This is a genomic window from Arthrobacter sp. SW1, from assembly GCF_001766675.1.
Lineage (GTDB): Bacteria > Actinomycetota > Actinomycetes > Actinomycetales > Micrococcaceae > Arthrobacter.
The window spans coordinates 232,051-248,740 of record NZ_MJLT01000012.1 but is presented as its reverse complement, the minus strand read 5'-3'; the positions used below and the strand labels follow the sequence as shown (position 1 = coordinate 248,740).

General features: G+C 66.6%; 12 protein-coding genes. 7 read left to right on the top strand and 5 right to left on the bottom strand.

What is annotated here, in order from left to right; genetic code table 11:
• Positions 1-63: 63 nt before the first annotated feature.
• The 3 genes from BIU82_RS08520 to tgt all read left to right on the top strand — a co-directional run bounded on the left by BIU82_RS08520 (position 64) and on the right by tgt (position 3,193).
• Positions 64-1,047: a DUF6707 family protein gene (locus tag BIU82_RS08520; RefSeq protein WP_070349027.1), complete on the top strand. Its 984-nt coding sequence runs from the start codon at positions 64-66 to the stop codon at positions 1,045-1,047.
• A gap of 67 nt (positions 1,048-1,114) precedes the next feature.
• Positions 1,115-1,837 (top strand): SRPBCC domain-containing protein, encoded by a 723-nt coding sequence (locus BIU82_RS08515; protein WP_070349026.1) that lies wholly within the window; start codon positions 1,115-1,117, stop codon positions 1,835-1,837.
• 33 nt (positions 1,838-1,870) lie between these two features.
• A complete protein-coding gene (gene tgt, locus BIU82_RS08510; protein WP_070349025.1) occupies positions 1,871-3,193 on the top strand; it encodes a tRNA guanosine(34) transglycosylase Tgt in 1,323 nt (440 codons plus the stop codon).
• A 7-nt stretch (positions 3,194-3,200) separates the two neighbouring features.
• On the opposite strand, the gene BIU82_RS08505 is transcribed toward tgt, so the two are convergent.
• Entirely contained in the window at positions 3,201-3,926 is a 726-nt protein-coding gene (locus BIU82_RS08505; protein ID WP_070349024.1) for a queuosine precursor transporter, read from the bottom strand.
• Positions 3,927-4,093: 167 nt separating this feature from the next.
• Complete coding sequence (locus BIU82_RS08500; RefSeq protein ID WP_070349023.1) at positions 4,094-5,548, bottom strand: MFS transporter; 1,455 nt, start codon at positions 5,546-5,548, stop codon at positions 4,094-4,096.
• A 202-nt stretch (positions 5,549-5,750) separates the two neighbouring features.
• Between BIU82_RS08500 and BIU82_RS08495 the strand changes: the two genes are divergently transcribed.
• From BIU82_RS08495 to BIU82_RS08480, 4 genes are all read left to right on the top strand, one after another.
• On the top strand, positions 5,751-6,416 hold the full coding sequence (locus BIU82_RS08495) for a response regulator transcription factor (protein ID WP_070349022.1): 666 nt from the start codon (positions 5,751-5,753) through the stop codon (positions 6,414-6,416).
• A 46-nt stretch (positions 6,417-6,462) separates the two neighbouring features.
• On the top strand, positions 6,463-7,875 hold the full coding sequence (locus tag BIU82_RS08490) for a HAMP domain-containing sensor histidine kinase (RefSeq protein WP_070349021.1): 1,413 nt from the start codon (positions 6,463-6,465) through the stop codon (positions 7,873-7,875).
• Positions 7,868-8,863 carry a TAXI family TRAP transporter solute-binding subunit gene (locus BIU82_RS08485; RefSeq protein WP_070349020.1) on the top strand — a complete coding sequence of 332 codons (996 nt, stop codon included), beginning with the start codon at positions 7,868-7,870 and terminating at the stop codon, positions 8,861-8,863. The genes BIU82_RS08490 and BIU82_RS08485 overlap by 8 nt, the downstream gene beginning before the upstream one ends.
• A gap of 93 nt (positions 8,864-8,956) precedes the next feature.
• Positions 8,957-9,784: a hydroxymethylpyrimidine/phosphomethylpyrimidine kinase gene (locus BIU82_RS08480; protein WP_070349019.1), complete on the top strand. Its 828-nt coding sequence runs from the start codon at positions 8,957-8,959 to the stop codon at positions 9,782-9,784.
• A 38-nt stretch (positions 9,785-9,822) separates the two neighbouring features.
• On the opposite strand, the gene BIU82_RS08475 is transcribed toward BIU82_RS08480, so the two are convergent.
• The 3 genes from BIU82_RS08475 to BIU82_RS08465 all read right to left on the bottom strand — a co-directional run bounded on the left by BIU82_RS08475 (position 9,823) and on the right by BIU82_RS08465 (position 16,543).
• A complete protein-coding gene (locus tag BIU82_RS08475; RefSeq protein ID WP_070349165.1) occupies positions 9,823-11,115 on the bottom strand; it encodes a serpin family protein in 1,293 nt (430 codons plus the stop codon).
• A gap of 150 nt (positions 11,116-11,265) precedes the next feature.
• Positions 11,266-13,962, bottom strand: a complete 2,697-nt coding sequence (locus BIU82_RS19870; RefSeq protein WP_083292253.1) for a carboxypeptidase regulatory-like domain-containing protein — start codon at positions 13,960-13,962, stop codon at positions 11,266-11,268.
• A 154-nt stretch (positions 13,963-14,116) separates the two neighbouring features.
• Entirely contained in the window at positions 14,117-16,543 is a 2,427-nt protein-coding gene (locus BIU82_RS08465; protein ID WP_070349017.1) for a carboxypeptidase regulatory-like domain-containing protein, read from the bottom strand.
• Between the last annotated feature and the right edge of the window lie 147 nt (positions 16,544-16,690).

Sequence of the window (16,690 nt, the reverse complement as noted above, 5' to 3'; positions counted from 1 at the left end):
GCGTTCGGCCCTGCCCGTTCTATAGACTGTTGGGCGGACCCCCAGCGCAAAGGATATTTGGCGATGACCCACAGCCCGGCCGATCAGCAGTACCGCGAAAAGCAGGCCGGGGCCCTGCAAAGCGGTGATTATCTCTACCTGCCCGGCGACGGCCCGGCGGAGGAAATCACCGGCATCGAGCTCGAGTACGACGACTTCGGGGCGCCCGCCCTCATCATCGTGACCACCGCGGACGGCGGCCGCGTCCGCATCGCCTTCTCCTCTTCCGTCCCGGTCGGCGAACCCGGCAGCGGTACCGGAACGCCCGACGTCGAAGACGCGCCGTCCGCTGAACCCGCACCCGCCAGCGAGCTCACGACGCCGGCCGCACCCGCCGTCGTCGTCCCGCCGCTGCCGGCGGCTCCCCCGACGCTCAGCGGACCGACCGCCGCGCAGCTGGCCCTGATCCCGGCGCCGTCCGGCACTCCGGAAGCGGTGATCGCCGCGGCAGCCGAGGCACACCCCGGCAGGAACGGCGTCGCGGTGCTGAGCGAACGCCTGGTCAAGGGCGTCAATACGAAGTCCGGCAGCTGCCTGCGGGACATCAGCGACCTCGCGCATGATCTGTTCATCCAACTCCGGGATCCTGAGAACGCCCTCGCCGTCGCGGATATCCTCAACCTGCTGCCGTTCGACGGCAACCGGGACCGCTGGACCTCGATCGAACGGTCCCTGGCGCTCTCCGGCTTCATTTGCCGCGAGCTCGGCCAGGAGGAACGCGCAGAGGTGTACTCACAGCTGCTGAAGGCGCCGGATTCGCTGGAAACGGATCCGTTCCGCGCCCGGATCGCAGCCCGCGTCCGCCAGCGCGCGCTGAACGAACCGAACCTGTACGACAAGGAAATCTTCCGCTCCATCGACAACGGCAACCACGACGCCGAACGCGAATGGCGGATGCTGCGCTTCGAATCGTTGCTCTTCCTGCGCGCCCACGGCGGCTCGGAGACCCTGCGGATCAGCGAGCTGGACCACCGTCTGGCGAACGAACTCGAGGCCATCCGGGCCTGATCCGGCTAAGCTTTCGCGCTCGAGTCAACCCTGTTTTGCTTCCCTGAAGAGGAGTACATTCGGGGCCATGACGAACAATCTGAGCGTTGTGATTAATGCCGACGCGCAGCAAGTTTGGACCATGCTGCGCGAACCGTCGCTGGTAGCCCAATGGCATGGCTGGGAAAGCGACGAACTCAACGAGGAAATCAAGCAGATCTACTTCAGTTCCGAGGTGGTGGAGGGGGCCGACCACACCAGCCTCACAGTGAACAACGGGGACGTCTTCGAACTGCACCCGGTCACCGGAGGCACGGAAGTCCGGGTCACCCGGGCCGCGCTGGACCACGATTCCGAGTGGGCTGAATGGGACGAGGACATCACCCAGGGCTGGCTGACCTTCCTGCAGCAGCTGCGCTTCGCCCTGGAGCGCCACCCGCACGGACACCGGCGCACGCACGTGGTGACGTTGTCCGGCGGCGGCTCCGCCATCGAGCGGCTCGGCCTCAACGATCTGCCCCAACCGGGCGAAGAGTACGAGCTGACCCTGCCCACCGGCGAGGCGATCTTCGGCAAGGTCTGGTTCCGCACCACCCACCAAGTGGGGCTCACCGTGCACAGTTACGCCGAGCACGGCGAAGGCCTGCTGATCGTGGCCGAACAGCAGGCCATTCCGGAGAAGAGGCCCGACGGCGGTGCTCTGGTGATTGCCTCGACCTACGACCTCGGGGCGCAGCAGCTGGGTTCGATCCGCTCCCATTGGGACAACTGGAAGGCTGAGAACTACCGCACAGAGGCGGGCGTCCGCTGACACTTCCCGGCAATCGGCTGGCAGACTGTAACGGTGCCAGCCGATTCTGTCCTGCCTGAAGCCCCCGCCCTGCCCGCGTCCGTGGAGCCTGCGTTCGCGGAGCGCCAGTCCGAGTTTTCCTTCTCCGTAGGCACACGCCTCACGGAGTCCTGCGCACCGACTGCGGAGCAGCGGGCGGCGAACGGCGGCGAATTCCTGGGCCGCACCGGAACCATCACCACGCCGCACGGAACCATCCAGACGCCAGCGTTCATCGCCGTCGGGACCAAGGCCACGGTGAAGGCCGTACTGCCCGAGTCGATCCGCGGCTTCGGCGCGCAGGCCGTGCTCGCCAATGCCTACCACCTCTACCTGCAGCCGGGGCCTGAGATCCTCGACGCCGCCGGAGGGCTGGGCGCGTTCATGAACTGGGACGGCCCCACCTTTACCGACTCCGGCGGCTTCCAGGTGATGAGCCTGGGCTCGGGGTTCAAGAAGGTCATCGACATGAAGTCGGTGGATACTTCGGGGCCGGACGACGCCGTGGCTCCTGGCAAGGAACGCCTGGCGCACGTGGACGAGGACGGCGTCTGGTTCAAATCCCACCTCAACGGGGACAAGCATCGCTTCTCGCCGGAGATTTCCATGCAGGTGCAACACCAGATCGGCGCGGACATCATGTTCGCCTTCGACGAGCTGACTACCCTGCAGAACTCCCGCGCCTACCAGGAGGAATCCCTGGAGCGCACGCGCCGCTGGGCCGAACGCTGCGTCACCGAACACAGCCGCCTCACCCTCTCACGGACGGGGAAGCCGTACCAGGCCCTGTTCGGCGTCATCCAGGGCGCGCAGTACGAGGACCTTCGCCGCAAAGCCTGCCGCGACCTCGGCGCCATGGCCTTTGATGGTTTCGGCATCGGCGGGGCATTGGAGAAGGAGAATCTTGGCACCATTGTGCGCTGGTGCAACGAGGAACTGCCGGAGAACAAGCCGCGGCACCTGCTGGGTATCTCCGAACCGGACGACATCTTCACGGCGATCGAGAACGGCGCGGACACCTTCGACTGCGTCTCCCCCACCCGGGTGGCCCGCAACTCGGCGTTCTACACGGCGGACGGCCGCTTCAACCTGTCCGGAGCGAAGTACAAGGCGGACTTCGGCCCGCTGCAGGACGGCTGCGACTGCTACACCTGCCAGAACTACTCGCGGGCGTACATCCACCACCTGTTCAAGGCCAAGGAAATGCTTTCGGCCACGCTGATCTCCATCCACAATGAGCGCTTCGTGGTGAAGATGGTGGACGACGCCCGCCTGGCCATCGGATCCGGCGACTTCTTCGACTTCAAGGCCGAGACGCTGGGACGGTATTACTCCTAGGGGGCTCTTACGCTCCGTAGCTCGGTTCGTGCTTCTTCACCCAGCGGATCACCAAGGAGGTGATCGGCACCAAGAGGAACTCGACGGCGGTCTTGTAGACGAAGCCGACCACCACGTAGTTGAGGAAGGTGCCGAAGTCCGCGATGCCGATCACGGACGCCGCGATGCTGCAGAAGATGAGGGTGTCCACGAGCTCGCCGGCGCCCGAGGATCCCATGAGCCGCGCCCACAGCGACTTCTCGCCGCTGCGTTCCTTCATCTTCACCAGGACCCACGAGTTGATGGTCTGGCCTGCGAAGAAGCCCAGGAGCGAGGCAAGCACAATTAGCGGTACCGGGCCGAGGGCGCCTTCGATGGCGGCCTGCTTCGCGGTGCCGTACTCATCCCCGAAACCCGGCAGGACGATGATGATCCAGTAGCAGAGGGACGCGAAGACGGAGAGCGCGAAGGTGGTGATGATCGCCTTCCGGGCAGCTTTGAAGCCGTACACCTCGCTCACCACGTCGCCCAGGATGTAGGCCAGCGGGAACAGGAAGAAGCCGCCGTCAGTGACGATCGGGCCCAGGACCACGCCCTTGGATGCGCCGATATTCGACAGGATCAGTACCACGGCCATGATGGCCAGCATGATGGCGAAGTACGGGGAACCGATCGAGGCGAAGCGCGGCGAAGCCTTCGTCTCAACACTCGGGGCAGGGCTGTTCAAGGAGGGATTGCCGGAAGGCGTGGTCACTGGATATCCGTTCGTAGTGGTTCGCGCAGGCGCCGGTCAACGTCACGGCGCCCCGCTGTATTAGCACTGGACGTCCCTAAGGCTAACGTGTGAGGCCCGCTTTACGTCCTCTGCGCTCGGCAATGGACGTAAAGCGGGCCTCACAAGGGGGGGGCTCGAAGGGAACGCTAGACCTTCAGCAGGTCCTTCCTGTCGTCGTCATCGCGGGAGTCATCACGGGCGCCGGCGCCCGCGGAACGCGAGACGAACGCCTCGCCCTGTTCCGCATCCAGGTGCGTGGACTTCTTGTTCTTCAGGGCGAAGACGTAGACCAGCAGGGACAGGAAGATCGCCACAGTCACGTAGGTGAAGAACATGTCCTCCCGGCCGGCCTTCTGGAACGCGGCGCCGATCAGCGGAACCGTGCCGCCAAAGAGCGAGTTGGCGATCGCGTATCCCAGTCCGACGCCGAGCGCACGGATCGAGGCCGGAAAGAGCTCGGCCTTCACCAGGGCGTTGATGGAGGTGTAGCCGCCCACCATGAGCAGGCCGCCCATCATCAGCAGGAACGCGGTGAAGGGGTCCTTGGTGCCGGCCAGCGTGGAGAGCAGCGGCCAGGTGAACAGCACGCCGGTCACGCCGAACCAGACGAGCAGCGGCTTGCGGCCGATCTTGTCCGAGATCATGCCGTAGACGGGCTGGAGCAGCATGAAGATGAACAGCGCCCAGAAGTTGATCACGGAGGTGTCGGTCTTGGCGATGCCGGAGGTATCGTTCATGAACTTCAGGATGAAGTTGGTGTAGGTGTAGAACGCCACGGTGCCGCCCATGGTGACGCCGATGCAGATGAGCAGCGGCTTCCAGTGCTTGGTGAACAGCAGCTTCATGGTGCCCGGCTGGGCTTCGCCTTCCACGCGGACGTGGGCGGCGCGGATCTGGTCTGCGGAGACGGTTTCCTCCATGGAACGCCGCAGCCACAGCACCACGAGGGCGGCCACGCCGCCGATCGCGAACGGAATGCGCCAACCCCATTCGGTGAGGGCGTCCTTGCCGATGGTGTTCTGCAGGATGACCAGGACCAGCAGGGCCAGCATCTGGCCGCCCACCAGGGTGACGTACTGGAAGCTGGAGAAGAAGCCGCGGCGCTTGGCGGTGGCGGCTTCAGACATGTAGGTGGCGCTGGTGCCGTATTCGCCGCCCACCGAGAAGCCCTGCAGCACGCGGATCAGAATCAGCAGGACCAGTGCCCAGATGCCGATTTCCTTGGTGGTGGGCAGGATCGCGATGCCGAAGGAGCCGATCGACATCATGGTCACGCTGAGCGTCAGCGCCGCCTTGCGGCCCTTGCGGTCGGCGTAGCGGCCGAAGAACCAGCTGCCGATGGGGCGCATGAGGAACGACGTCGAGAAGACCGCCATCGCTTCGAGGCCGGCCTGCAGCTCGTCCTTGGAGTTGAAGAAGTGGGCCTGGAAGTAGGCGGCGAAGACCGTGTACACGTACAGGTCGTACCACTCCACCAGGTTGCCCGCCGAGCCCTTGAGGATGTTGCTGACGGCCCTGCGGGTCTGTGCTGATTCAGACAATGCTGCTTCGGACGAGGCCGGAGCCTTCCCGCCCTGAAGCTCTGTGTGCTGGGTGTTCATCGGTGAACCTTCCTTGCGTGGCGCCGCCGTCGGCAACCGTTTACTGCATAAGTCCAACGGCCAAGCTAGTGCGTGACCGGAGGCACATCCAACGCCGGAAGGGATTTCCTAACACTTCCTTAAGTCTTCGGACGCGGTAAGGTCCAAAAGGAGCGGCCGGCGGAAAAATCCGCGGGAAAGCAAGGAAAGAGGACCCAGGGCAATGCGCGTGCTGATCGTCGAGGATGACGATGCGATGGCATCGGCGCTCGCCGCTGCCGTGGAATCCGCCGGTCACGCGCCGCACCGGGTGGCGCGCGGCGCGGATGCCCTGCTGGTGCACCGCGAGCACGAAGTGATCCTCATGGACCTCGGCCTGCCGGATATCGACGGGCTGGAGCTCCTGCGGAAACTGCGCCAGGTGAGCGACTCCCCCATCCTCATCCTCACCGCCCGCGACGACGAACGCAGCGTGGTGCTCGGCCTCCGTTCCGGGGCGGACGACTACCTCGTGAAGCCCGTGAAGCTCGTCGAACTGCTGGCCCGCATCGAGGCAGTCACCCGCCGGGTAGCCAAGGCGGCCGGCACCCGTCCGCACTCGATCGTTGTCGGGGACCTCGACGTCGACCTCGACCGGCGCGTCGCCGTCGTCGGCTCCCGTGAACTGCAGCTGACCGCAACGGAATTCGAGCTCCTGGCGCTGCTCGCGCGGAACGCCGGCTCAGTGGTCACGCGCGAGCAGATCCTCGACGCCCTGTGGGGCGACGCCTTCCTGGCCTCCTCCCGCTCCCTCGACGTCCACCTCACCGGGCTGCGCTCCAAGCTGGGCCTGCCGGGCTTCATCATCAACGTGCGCGGCGTGGGCTACCGGATCGAAGCGTCACAGTGAATCGAGGCTGCACTGTGGATCGAAGCTGCACCGTGAGGCCACAACCATGAGGCTCCGCGTCCTGGGGATCCTGGGCGTGCTGTCCGCCCTGTTGGTGGCGGTGGTCGCCGGAACGCTCCTTGCTTCGGCCGGCCGCGAGCTGGGGCAGGAGGTCCAGATCAACCGGGTCTCGGCGCTCAACCGCTTCGCCCAGCTGGCTTACGACGCCACCCTGGACGGCGATCCCAGCGAACTGCAACGCGAAATGGACCGCTATTCCGGCCTCTACGGCGAAGGCGTCCTCATCCGCCTGCCGTCCGCAACGCTCGCCTCCGGAGGCCTCGGCGAGGACCGCCCGGAGGTGCGCGCCGCCGTCGGGCAGGCCAGCCTGAACCTCAGCAACACCACCCTGCCGCCGCTCCAGCCGTTCGGCTCCGGGCCGGCCTACATTTCCCGCGCGTTCGGCCCGGCCAGCCAGGTGCTGGGCGAGGCCGTGCTGGAGGTGAAGCTCGACGCCGCCCGGCAGAAACTGCGCGAACGGTACTTCTGGGTGGGGCTGGGTTCGCTGCTGCTCTGGCTGGTGCTGCTGCTCGCCGCCGCGCGCGTGACCGCGTGGGTGCTGCGCCCGGTGCACCGGCTGAACGCGGCGGCGCAGGAATTGGCGGCCAAGGGGAAGACGGCCAGCCTTCCGGAGGCCGGGCCGCCGGAACTGAGGGAACTGAGCCGTACGTTCAGCCGGATGGCGCAGACGGTCAGCGACAGCATGGAGTCCCAGCGGCAGCTGATCGCGGACACCTCGCACCAGCTCCGGAACCCCGTGGGCGCGCTGCGGCTGCGCCTGGACCTGCTGCAGCTCAAACTCCGGACACCGGAGGAACAGCAGGCCGCCGCGGACGTCACCGCTGAGCTCGGACGCGTGGAGGACATCCTCGACGGCGTGCTGCGGCTTGCGTCGGCGGAGCACCGGGCGTCCGAAGGCGCCGCCGCCGTTCCCGATCCGGCCCCGGAGATCGACCCCTTCACCATCCTCCAGGAGGAGACCGACCGGGCACGGCCCGCAGCGGAGGCTGCCGGCGTCCGGCTTGAACTCCGGGGCACGCCGGGCGCGCGGCTGGCCTGCAAGCCTGCGGAGCTGGCGCACATGGTGGACGAGCTGCTGGGCAACGCGCTGAAGTACGCGCCGGGAAGCCGGGTTGTGGTGGACCTCCGTTCCGAGGGCCGTGCGGTTTCGGTCCTCGTGTCCGACGGCGGCCCGGGGCTGCCCGCCGAGGAACGGGCTGCGGCGGCGTCGAGGTTCTGGCGCTCGCCCCGGCACCAAGGGACGCCCGGGACCGGGCTCGGCATGACGATCGTGGAGCGGCTGGCGGCGGCCAACGGCGGGCGGCTGCTGCTCGAGGAAAACCCCGGTGGCGGTCTGCTGGCCCGACTGGAATTTCCCGCCGTATCCGGCGCGCACAAAGCGGAGGCGGGCGATGACTGAGCACATGGACATGTCCCGCCGCTCGGTGCTGCGGAACCTGCTGGCCGCGGGTGTCGCGGTGCCGCTCCTGGCCGTGTCCGCTTCGTCATGCACCGCCCGCGGAGGCCTGCGGGAGGTCACGGTGGCAGGCGGCGAAAACGGCGGCTTCTACCTGGAATTCGCCACCTTGCTGGCTGAAGCCTTGCAGCGCCGGGGCATCGCCGAGACAGCCAAACCCTTGGTCACCGGCGGCAGCCTGGAAAACCTGGAACTCCTCCGGAGCGGCAAGGCGACCTTCGCCGTCGCGCTGGCTGACGCGGCGTCGCGGGCGGCATCGGACAAAGGCACGGGCACCGCCCCGGCGATGGCCGCCGTCGGGAAGGTCTACGAAAACTACGTGCACTGCATCGTCCGCAAGGACAGCGGAATCGGCGGCCTGGACGAACTCGCCGGCCGGACCGTCAGCACGGGCGAGCCGCGCTCCGGCACCTCCCTCACCGCCGCCCGGATCCTGGAAACCTTCGCCGCAGGAATGCCGGCGTTCGCGAAGAACCCGCCCGTGAAGCGCAGCCTCGGGCTCAACAAGGGCCTGGCCGCGCTCCGGGACGGCACGGTGGATGCCCTGTTCTGGTCCGGCGGAGTGCCTACGGCGGCCATCGCAGCGCTGAACAAGGAACTCGGCCTGGCGTTCCTTGACCTGTCCTCGGTGATCCGTCCCATGCGGGAGCGCTTCGGGCCGTTCTACGACCGCGTGCGCATCCCGGAAGGCAGCTACGCCGGGGCTCCCGCCGCATGGACGGTGGGGGTGGCGAACCTGTTGCTGTGCCGGATGGACCTCGACGACCACACGATGGAACAGACCGTGGAACTGCTGGTCACCCGCGCGGGCGAACTGGTTCCGCAGAGCAGCGCCGGCGTGCAGTTCCTCAGCCCGGACACCCTGATCAACACCGCGGGCATCCCCTTGCACCCCGCCGCGGAACGGGCGTACCGGGAACTGCACGGTTAAGCGCGCTGCACGGAACCCACTGCACGGCCGGCCACGCCCGGGCTTGGCCAAACGTCCAGCGCGCCGAACAACGGAAACTGGCAGGATGGACGCATGACTTCCGCCGTTACCGCTGTTTCCCCCGCCATCGCGCTCACCATCGCCGGTTCCGAGGCGACGGGCGGAGCCGGAGCCCAGGCCGACCTGAAGACCTTCCAGGAGCTCGGCGTCTTCGGCATCGCCAACCTGACGTGCATCGTGTCCTTCGATCCGCAGGACAACTGGAACCACCGCTTCATGCCCGTGGACCAGCAGGTCATTTCCGAACAGCTCGAAGCCACCACCGCCGCCTACGGCCCGGATGCCCTGGACACCGTGAAGATCGGCATGCTCGGCAGTCCGGCGACCATCGCCACTGTGGAATCCGCGCTGTCGGAACGCAGCTTCGCCAACGTGGTGCTGGACCCGGTCCTCATCTGCAAGGGCCAGGAACCCGGCCACGCCCTGGACACGGACCAGGCCCTGAAGGCGAAGATCCTGCCGCTGGCCACCTTCGTCACCCCCAACCACTTCGAGGCCGAGTCCCTCTCCGGCCTGTCCATCGGCAACGTGGAGGAGCTGAAGGCCGCGGCCATCCGCATCCATGAGCTGAGCGGAGCCGCCGTGCTCGCCAAGGGCGGGGTGCGGTTGGAAGGCCCGGACGCCGTCGACGTCTACTATGACGGCGAGACCCTGGAAGTGCTGTCCGCCCCCAAGGTGGGCGAAGTGGCTGTGTCCGGTGCCGGCTGTTCGCTGGCCGCCGCGATCACCGCCGAACTTGCCAAGGGCGCCGCGCCGCTGGAGGCCGCCAAGACGGCAAAGGCCTTCGTCACGGCGGGCATCGAGGCACGAGTGGCGTCCAACGCACCGTTCGACGCCCTCTGGCAGGGCGGCGCGCGCTGAGCCAAGCGCGCTAAGCCAAGCGCGCTAAGCCAGGGCCGCTAGCGAGGGTCCGCCACCTGGCCCATGAACAACGGCAGCCCCGTTTCCTGGTGCACGACCTGGTAGTGGAACGGCCTGTCGAAAACGATGCTCTGCGGCGGGATCAGGGCGGAGCTTTCGCGGGCGTTGATCTGGGTGACCGCCGCGGCCACCGTCCCCTTTTCCGCCACGGTGATGTTGGCGGCCTGCGCGGCGGCCGTGAGGAACATGCCCCGCTGGATCGCGTTGAAATCGCGGTCGGTGCTGAATGTTTCCGTCAGGCCCATCCGGACAAGCATCTTCTTGAGGTCGAACTTACTCTTGTGGTCCCAGCGGGGCAGCGTAACCGCAACGGGCGACGGCGCCGCCTTGCCGAGTGCCGACGCCACCGCGGCGAGGGTCCCGGCGTCGAGGGTGTCTGACGGGAGCTGCCCGCCGCCGTCGGACGATTCATCCGGCAGCACCAGCCGCATCGCGAAGCCGTCCGCGTAGGGCAGGTCCACAGCCTGCCAGCCCTCGCCTTTCACATAAGCCACGGAGGCAACGCCGGACATCGTGGGCACGGTGGCCGTCTCCCCGGACGCCGTGGTGAATGGCCGGTCCTGGGTGTTCGCGGAGTCGAAGGGAACCTTCCAGGCGCCGGCGAAGTACACCGCGTTGAGCAGGCTGAAGGTGTCCTTCGGGTCGAACTTCACGGGCGCCTTCTTGATGCGGCCGCCGGTGTTCTTCTCCACCCAGGCGTCGATGGCCGGCTCGGTCACGGCCTTGTCCTGGAAGTCCACGGGGTAAACGCCGGTGCCGTAATGCCGGGCCAGGGTGTCCAGGTAGCCCTTGCCGGTCGGGGTGCCTTTGTTGATGAAGAGCCCGTTGGCGGTGTGCAGGAGCGGAGTGCGCGGCGGGTTCTTTTCGTCCACCGAGGCGGGATCGCCGTCGAACTTTTCCAGCGAGGCGAGCAGCGCATTCATGGCCTCGTCCCGCTCGTCCGCGGGCAAGCCGAGCACCTTGTCCATCTCGGCCGCCGTCTTCCCCGACGCCCCGGCGCGGAGCATGGACAACGCGATCAGCAGGCTCCCCGGAGAGGACACAACGTTCCCGTTGGGCTCCTCACCGCCGTCCGCTAGGAGGGTCACGCCGAGCTTCAGCGCAGACGCCCGGTACGCCGCCAGTTGCGTGGGAAAGTCCGCGCTCTTCACGGCGGCCCGCTGAACTTCCGATTTCAGCAGTTCCGGGGACGGCTGCGATGCCGGCGCTTGGACCGAGCACGCGGCCAAGGCTGCAACCGCGCCCAACGCCAGCAAACGGGAAAGATTCATGGAATCAGTCAAGCAAGTGGCCCCTCCGATGGCCATGGCCGGCCGGTCACGGTTGGGGCGCGGTACGGTTGCGATTCCGCCAACCGCCACCCGCAGCGCAAACGGGCCCGCACCTCCTGCCGGAAGTGCGGACCCGTTGGCAGCGTGTGACTAAGCCACTACCGCCGCGGTGGCGGCAGAGGTCTTGGCCACCGTGGTGTAGCCGGCCTTTGAACCGGTCACCCGCACGGTCATCGTCTTGCCAAGATCGGCGGACGTCTGCGTGTAGGTGGTGGCAGTCGCCCCGCTAATCGCGACGCCGGAGCGGTACCACTGGTACTTAAGCGTCACCGGCGCCGGACCCCAGGTGCCGGGGTTGGCGGTGAGGGTCTGGCCCACCTTCGCGGTGCCCGTGATGGTCGGCGTCGGAGCCGTCAGGGTGCCGGCGACCACTGCCGCGGTAGCCGCGGAGGTCTTGGCCACCGTGGTGTACCCGGCCTTCGAACCGGTCACCCGGACCGTGAGGGTCTTGCCCAGGTCGTAGTAGCTCTGCACGTACGTGGCCGCCGTCGCCCCGCTGATCGCGACGCCGGAACGGAACCACTGGTACTTCAGCGTCACCGGAGCCGGACCCCACGCGCCGGGGTTGGCGGTGAGGGTCTGGCCCACCTTCGCGGTACCGGTAATGGTGGGCGTCGGAGCCGTCAGCGTTCCGGCAACCACTGCCGCGGTAGCAGCCGAGGTCTTTGCCACTGTGGTGTACCCGGCCTTGGAACCAGTCACCCGGACAGTGAGCGTCTTGCCCAGGTCGTAGTAGCTCTGCACGTACGTGGCCGCCGTCGCCCCGCTGATCGCGACGCCGGAACGGAACCACTGGTACTTCAACGTCACCGGAGCCGGACCCCAGGTCCCCGGGTTCGCCGTGAGCGTCTGCCCCACCTTCGCGGTACCCGTGATAGTCGGCGTCGCCGTCGTCAGCGTTCCGGCCACGACCGCGGCGGTGGCCGCGGAGGTCTTGGACACCGTCGTGTACCCAAGCTTGGAGCCAGTTACCTGGACCGTGATGGTCTTGCCCAGGTCGTAGTAGCTCTGTACATACGTTGACGCCGTGGCGCCGGCGATCGCGACGCCGGAACGGAACCACTGGTACTTCAGCGTTACCGGAGCCGGACCCCAGGTCCCCGGGTTGGCGGTGAGCTTGTAACCCACCTTCGCGGTACCCGTGATGGTGGGAGTGGCCGTCGTCAGGACGCCACCGGTGATGACAGCACTGCTCGCCTGGGCGTAATAGGGCTCAGTGGGCCAGTCGTGGGCAGACACCCGGACCGTGATCTTCTTGCCGGCATCGGCGGACGTCAGGGCGAACGTCTTGTTCCAGCTCCGCCCTTCGTCCTTCACGCCGTCCACGAACCACTCGTATGTCGGGTACTGGACGTCCGGAGTCAGCGTGCCGAAGTCCGCGGTGAGGGTGTTGCCCACGGAGGGGGTGCCAGCCACGGTCAGAGGCTTCGAAGAGGTGACGGCAGGAGCACCAACCTTCCCGATACCGGCCCAGTCGGAAGAGCTGACGTAGCCCGTCTTGCTTCCGGTGATCCTCACGCTGACGTTGTAATCGCGGTCGGCCTCAGTAAGGACATAACTGCTGGAGGTCGCCCCGGCAATCGCCGTCTCCGTTCCGTCCTTGTAGCGGCTCCACTGGTAGCTGAGCGTGACGGGCGCCGGGCCCCAGACACCCGGGTCCACCGTGACCTTCTGGCCTGGCTGGTTGCCGCCGTAAGCAAAGGCATCGCCCTGCTGCAGGCCCTTGCCTGCGAGCGCGAGCTGCACGGTGGCCGTGATGCGCTGGCCCGAAACCGTCGGAGTTACGACCGTCGCGGTGGACTCGTTTGCAGCGTTGTCGTAGCACTCGGCGACATACCGGTATTCGCGGTAGATCTCGTAGTAGTTGTCGCTGAAGCAGAACTTGTATTTCTTGCCCACCGTCAGGTCCCAGTACACCTTGCCGTTGGCATCGCTCAGAAGCGGGCCGTACTGCGGGCCTTCCCACTTTGCCGTGGCTTCGTTGTAAACCAGCGGACCATACGCGACATCAGGGATCGGCTTGCCCGCGGAATCAGTGATGGTGGCGTCGAAGACCGTCTGCGCGTTCAGGGAAAAGTTGACGTTGCTCAGGACTGCGCCGGACGCCATGGTGAACGAACCGTAGCCGTCCACGCCCGCGGTGCCGTTCCAGTACTGCTGGGTGTAAAGGTGCTTGCCGGATTCGTCCCGCACCACCAGGTTGATCTTGCCTGGCGGTACCTTGTCCAGAGTGTAGTAGCCGTTCGCGTCGGGCACGGCCGACGCCCCCTGACCGCCTTCATCGGGGTAGGCCGAGACTTCCACCTCGGTCACCGCGGCGCCGCTCTTGTTGGTCACACGGCCGCTGACCTTGCCGAAAGCTCCGAGTTCGACGTTCGCCGTGGCGATGGGAGCTGCGGCCGATACCGTCACGGGATCAGCCGATCCGAAACCGCTGTGGTTGTTGTAATACTCGTCTGCGTACGTCGCTTCGCAGCTGGAGCCGCAGCTCACGAAGATCTTGTAGCTGCCTTCAGCCGGGATCGTGAGGCTGAACTTTCCGTCGGCAGCGGTCCACATTCCGGCAACCCTGTCACCAGGCCAATCGCTGGTGTCGGCCTCGACCCAGACGTCACCCAACACCGTGGGTGTGGCGCCAGGAGTGGGCTTCCCGGTAATGGTGCCCTGGATCGTATAAACCGCTGCATGGGCCGGAACAGCTCCGGCGACGAATGCGGCGGCCGCAAGGACCGCCGTCGTAATCAAGGCCAGGAACCGTCTGACCGGCGTCGATAATGGCGACTTCATAGCTTTTCCTCTACCCCCAGGGATGCGAATGAGGCCAAGTGGCCCGGGCAAATCCTAACGACAAGGGGAAAGGTCCGGCCATGGGGAGTTCTCCCCAACGCAAAAGGGCCCGCATCCTCCTTCCGGAAGGTGCGGACCCTTTGCGGTCAGCGCGTCAGACGATCGCCACCGTGTACGCCGAGTACTTGCTCACTGTGGTGTAGCCGGACTTCGAACCGGTCACCCGCACACGGATCTGCTTGCCGCGGTCCGTGGTGGTCAGCTTGTACGTCTGGTACACAGCACCCGAGATGGCGGTGGTGCCGCGGAACCACTGGTACCTCAGCGTCACCGGGGCCGGACCCCAGGTTCCGGGATTGGCGGTCAACGTGTAGCCCACCTTCTTGGTCCCCGTGATGGTAGGCGTCGGCGCAGTCAGCGTGCCGGCAACTACCGCAGTGGTGGCCGCGGACGTCTTGGCCACCGTGGTGTAACCGGCTTTGGAGCCGGTTACACGGACGGTCATGGTCTTGCCCAGGTCCGAGGCCGTCAGCGTGTAGGTGGACGCCGTGGCGCCGGTGATCGCGACGCCGGAGCGGAACCACTGGTACGCCAGCGTCACCGGAGCAGGACCCCAGGTACCGGCGTTCGCCGTCAGCCGGTAACCCACCTTTTTCGTACCCGTGATGGTCGGGGCCGGGGCGGTCAACGTGCCGGCGGCAACCGCCGCGGTGGCAGCCGAGGTCCTGGCCGCCGTGGTGTAGCCGGTCTTGGTGCCGGTCACCTGGACGGTCATGGTCTTGCCCAGGTCCGCGGAGGTCTGCACGTACGTTGCCGCGGTGGCGCCCGTGATCGCGACGCCGGAGCGGAACCACTGGTACGCCAGCGTCACCGGTGCCGGACCCCAGGTTCCGGCATTCGCCGTCAGCGTGTAGCCCACCTTCGCAGTGCCGGTGATGGTGGGCGTCGGGGCGGTCAGCGTACCCGCGGCAACCGGCGCGCTGGTGGCCTGGGCGTAGTAGGGCTCGGTGGGCCAGTCGTGCGCGGAGACCCGCACCGTGACCTTCTTGCCGGCATCGGCCGGGGTCAGGGTGAACGTGTTCTCGTAGCTGCGCTCGTCCCGGACGCCGTCCACATACCATTCGTACATTGCGCCGTACTCGGGAGCCGGCGTCAGCGTGCCGAAATCAGCGGTCAGGGTGTTGCCCACAGCCGGCGTGCCCTCGAGGGTCAGCGGCTTGGACGAGGTGATCGCAGGGGCGCCGACCTTTCCAATGCCTGTCCAGCTGCTGGAGGTGACGTAACCGTCCTTGCTGCCGGTGATCTTCACGCTGACGTAGTGGTCGCGATCAGCCTCGGTGAGGACGTAATCGGCGGACGTTGCTCCGGCGATCGCCGTCTCCGTCCCGTCCTTGTAACGGGTCCACTGGTAGCTGAGCGTCACCGGAGCGGGCCCCCAGGCACCGGGGTCCACGGTGACAGTCTGGCCGGGCTGGTTGCCGCCGTAGGCGAAAGCGTCACCCTGGGTCAGTCCCTTTCCGGCGACGGCGAGCTGCACGGTGGCCGTAATGCGCTCTCCGGCGGTGGTGGGGGTGACGATCTTCGCGTTTGCCAGGTCCGGGACGTTGTCATAGCACTCGGCCACGTAGCGGTATTCGCGCGGGATCTCGTAGTAGTTGTCGCTGAAGCAGAACCTGTACTTCTTGCCCACCGTCAGGTCCCAGTACACCTTGCCGGCGTCGTCGCTCAGGAGGGGGCCGTACTGCGGGCCGTCCCATTTCCCGGTGGCCTCGTTGTACACCTGCGGGCCGTACGCAACATTGGGGATCGGTACACCTGCCGGGTCCGTCACGGCTGCCTCGAAGACCGTCTGTGGATTCAGGGCGAAATTGACGTTGCTCAACACGGCGCCGGTGGGCATGGTGAATCCGTCATAGTGGCCCTCTACACCCGCGCTTCCGTTCCACTGCTGGTTGACGTAAAGGTGCTTGCCCGATTCATCCGTCACCCGCAGCTCGATCTTTCCGGGCTGGACCTTTGCCAGGGTGTAGTAACCGTTGGCGTCCGGGGTAGCAGAAACCACCTGGCCACCTTCGGAGGGGGACGCCGAAACCTCGAGCGGCGTGGTGATGGGCAAGCCGTTCTTGTCCGTCACCCGGCCGCTCACCTTGCCGTAAGCGGAGAGCTCAACATTGGCCGTGGCGGTCGGTGCGGCCGCCGTCACTGTCACCGGATCCGCGGATTCGGAATGCGTGTGGTTGTTGTACCACTCATCGGCGTAGGTGTTGCTGCAGGCGCCGCAGCTGATCCAGAGCTTGTAGCTTCCTTCGGCCGGCACGGTGAAGCTGAACTTACCGTCGGCCCCGGTCCACATGCCGCCCACATTGTCGGCCTGCCAATCGTTCGTATAGGCGCCCACCCAGACGTCGCCCAAGACCGCCGGCGTTGCGCTTGCCGTCGCCTTGCCCGTGATGGTGCCTTGGATGGTGAAGCCCGCCGCCTGGGCCGGAACAGCCCCGGTGACGAAGGCGGTCGCGGCGAGGACCGCCGTCGTAATAGCGGCCAGTAGCCGTCTGAAGGGCGTCGCTGATGACGACTTCATGGATTTTCCTTTTCCCCCAGGGGTGCGAATCGGGCCGATGGGCCCGGGGCAAATCCTAGCGACAGGAAAAAGACGTTGCCATGGGGAGTTGCGCCCACGCTTGCTGTGTCCAGGCGCGAACGTACAGTTGAGGCCCTGTTTTCGCGG

What these genes read in the sequence shown, in the direction of transcription:
- BIU82_RS08520 (WP_070349027.1), top strand. Translation starts at nt 64, where the DNA reads ATGACCCACAGCCCGGCCGATCAGCAGTACCGCGAAAAGCAGGCCGGG.
- BIU82_RS08515 (WP_070349026.1), top strand. Translation starts at nt 1,115, where the DNA reads ATGACGAACAATCTGAGCGTTGTGATTAATGCCGACGCGCAGCAAGTT.
- BIU82_RS08500 (WP_070349023.1), bottom strand. Translation starts at nt 5,548, where the DNA reads ATGAACACCCAGCACACAGAGCTTCAGGGCGGGAAGGCTCCGGCCTCG.
- BIU82_RS08495 (WP_070349022.1), top strand. Translation starts at nt 5,751, where the DNA reads ATGCGCGTGCTGATCGTCGAGGATGACGATGCGATGGCATCGGCGCTC.
- BIU82_RS08490 (WP_070349021.1), top strand. Translation starts at nt 6,463, where the DNA reads ATGAGGCTCCGCGTCCTGGGGATCCTGGGCGTGCTGTCCGCCCTGTTG.
- BIU82_RS08485 (WP_070349020.1), top strand. Translation starts at nt 7,868, where the DNA reads ATGACTGAGCACATGGACATGTCCCGCCGCTCGGTGCTGCGGAACCTG.
- BIU82_RS08480 (WP_070349019.1), top strand. Translation starts at nt 8,957, where the DNA reads ATGACTTCCGCCGTTACCGCTGTTTCCCCCGCCATCGCGCTCACCATC.
- BIU82_RS08475 (WP_070349165.1), bottom strand. Translation starts at nt 11,115, where the DNA reads ATGAATCTTTCCCGTTTGCTGGCGTTGGGCGCGGTTGCAGCCTTGGCC.
- BIU82_RS19870 (WP_083292253.1), bottom strand. Translation starts at nt 13,962, where the DNA reads ATGAAGTCGCCATTATCGACGCCGGTCAGACGGTTCCTGGCCTTGATT.
- BIU82_RS08465 (WP_070349017.1), bottom strand. Translation starts at nt 16,543, where the DNA reads ATGAAGTCGTCATCAGCGACGCCCTTCAGACGGCTACTGGCCGCTATT.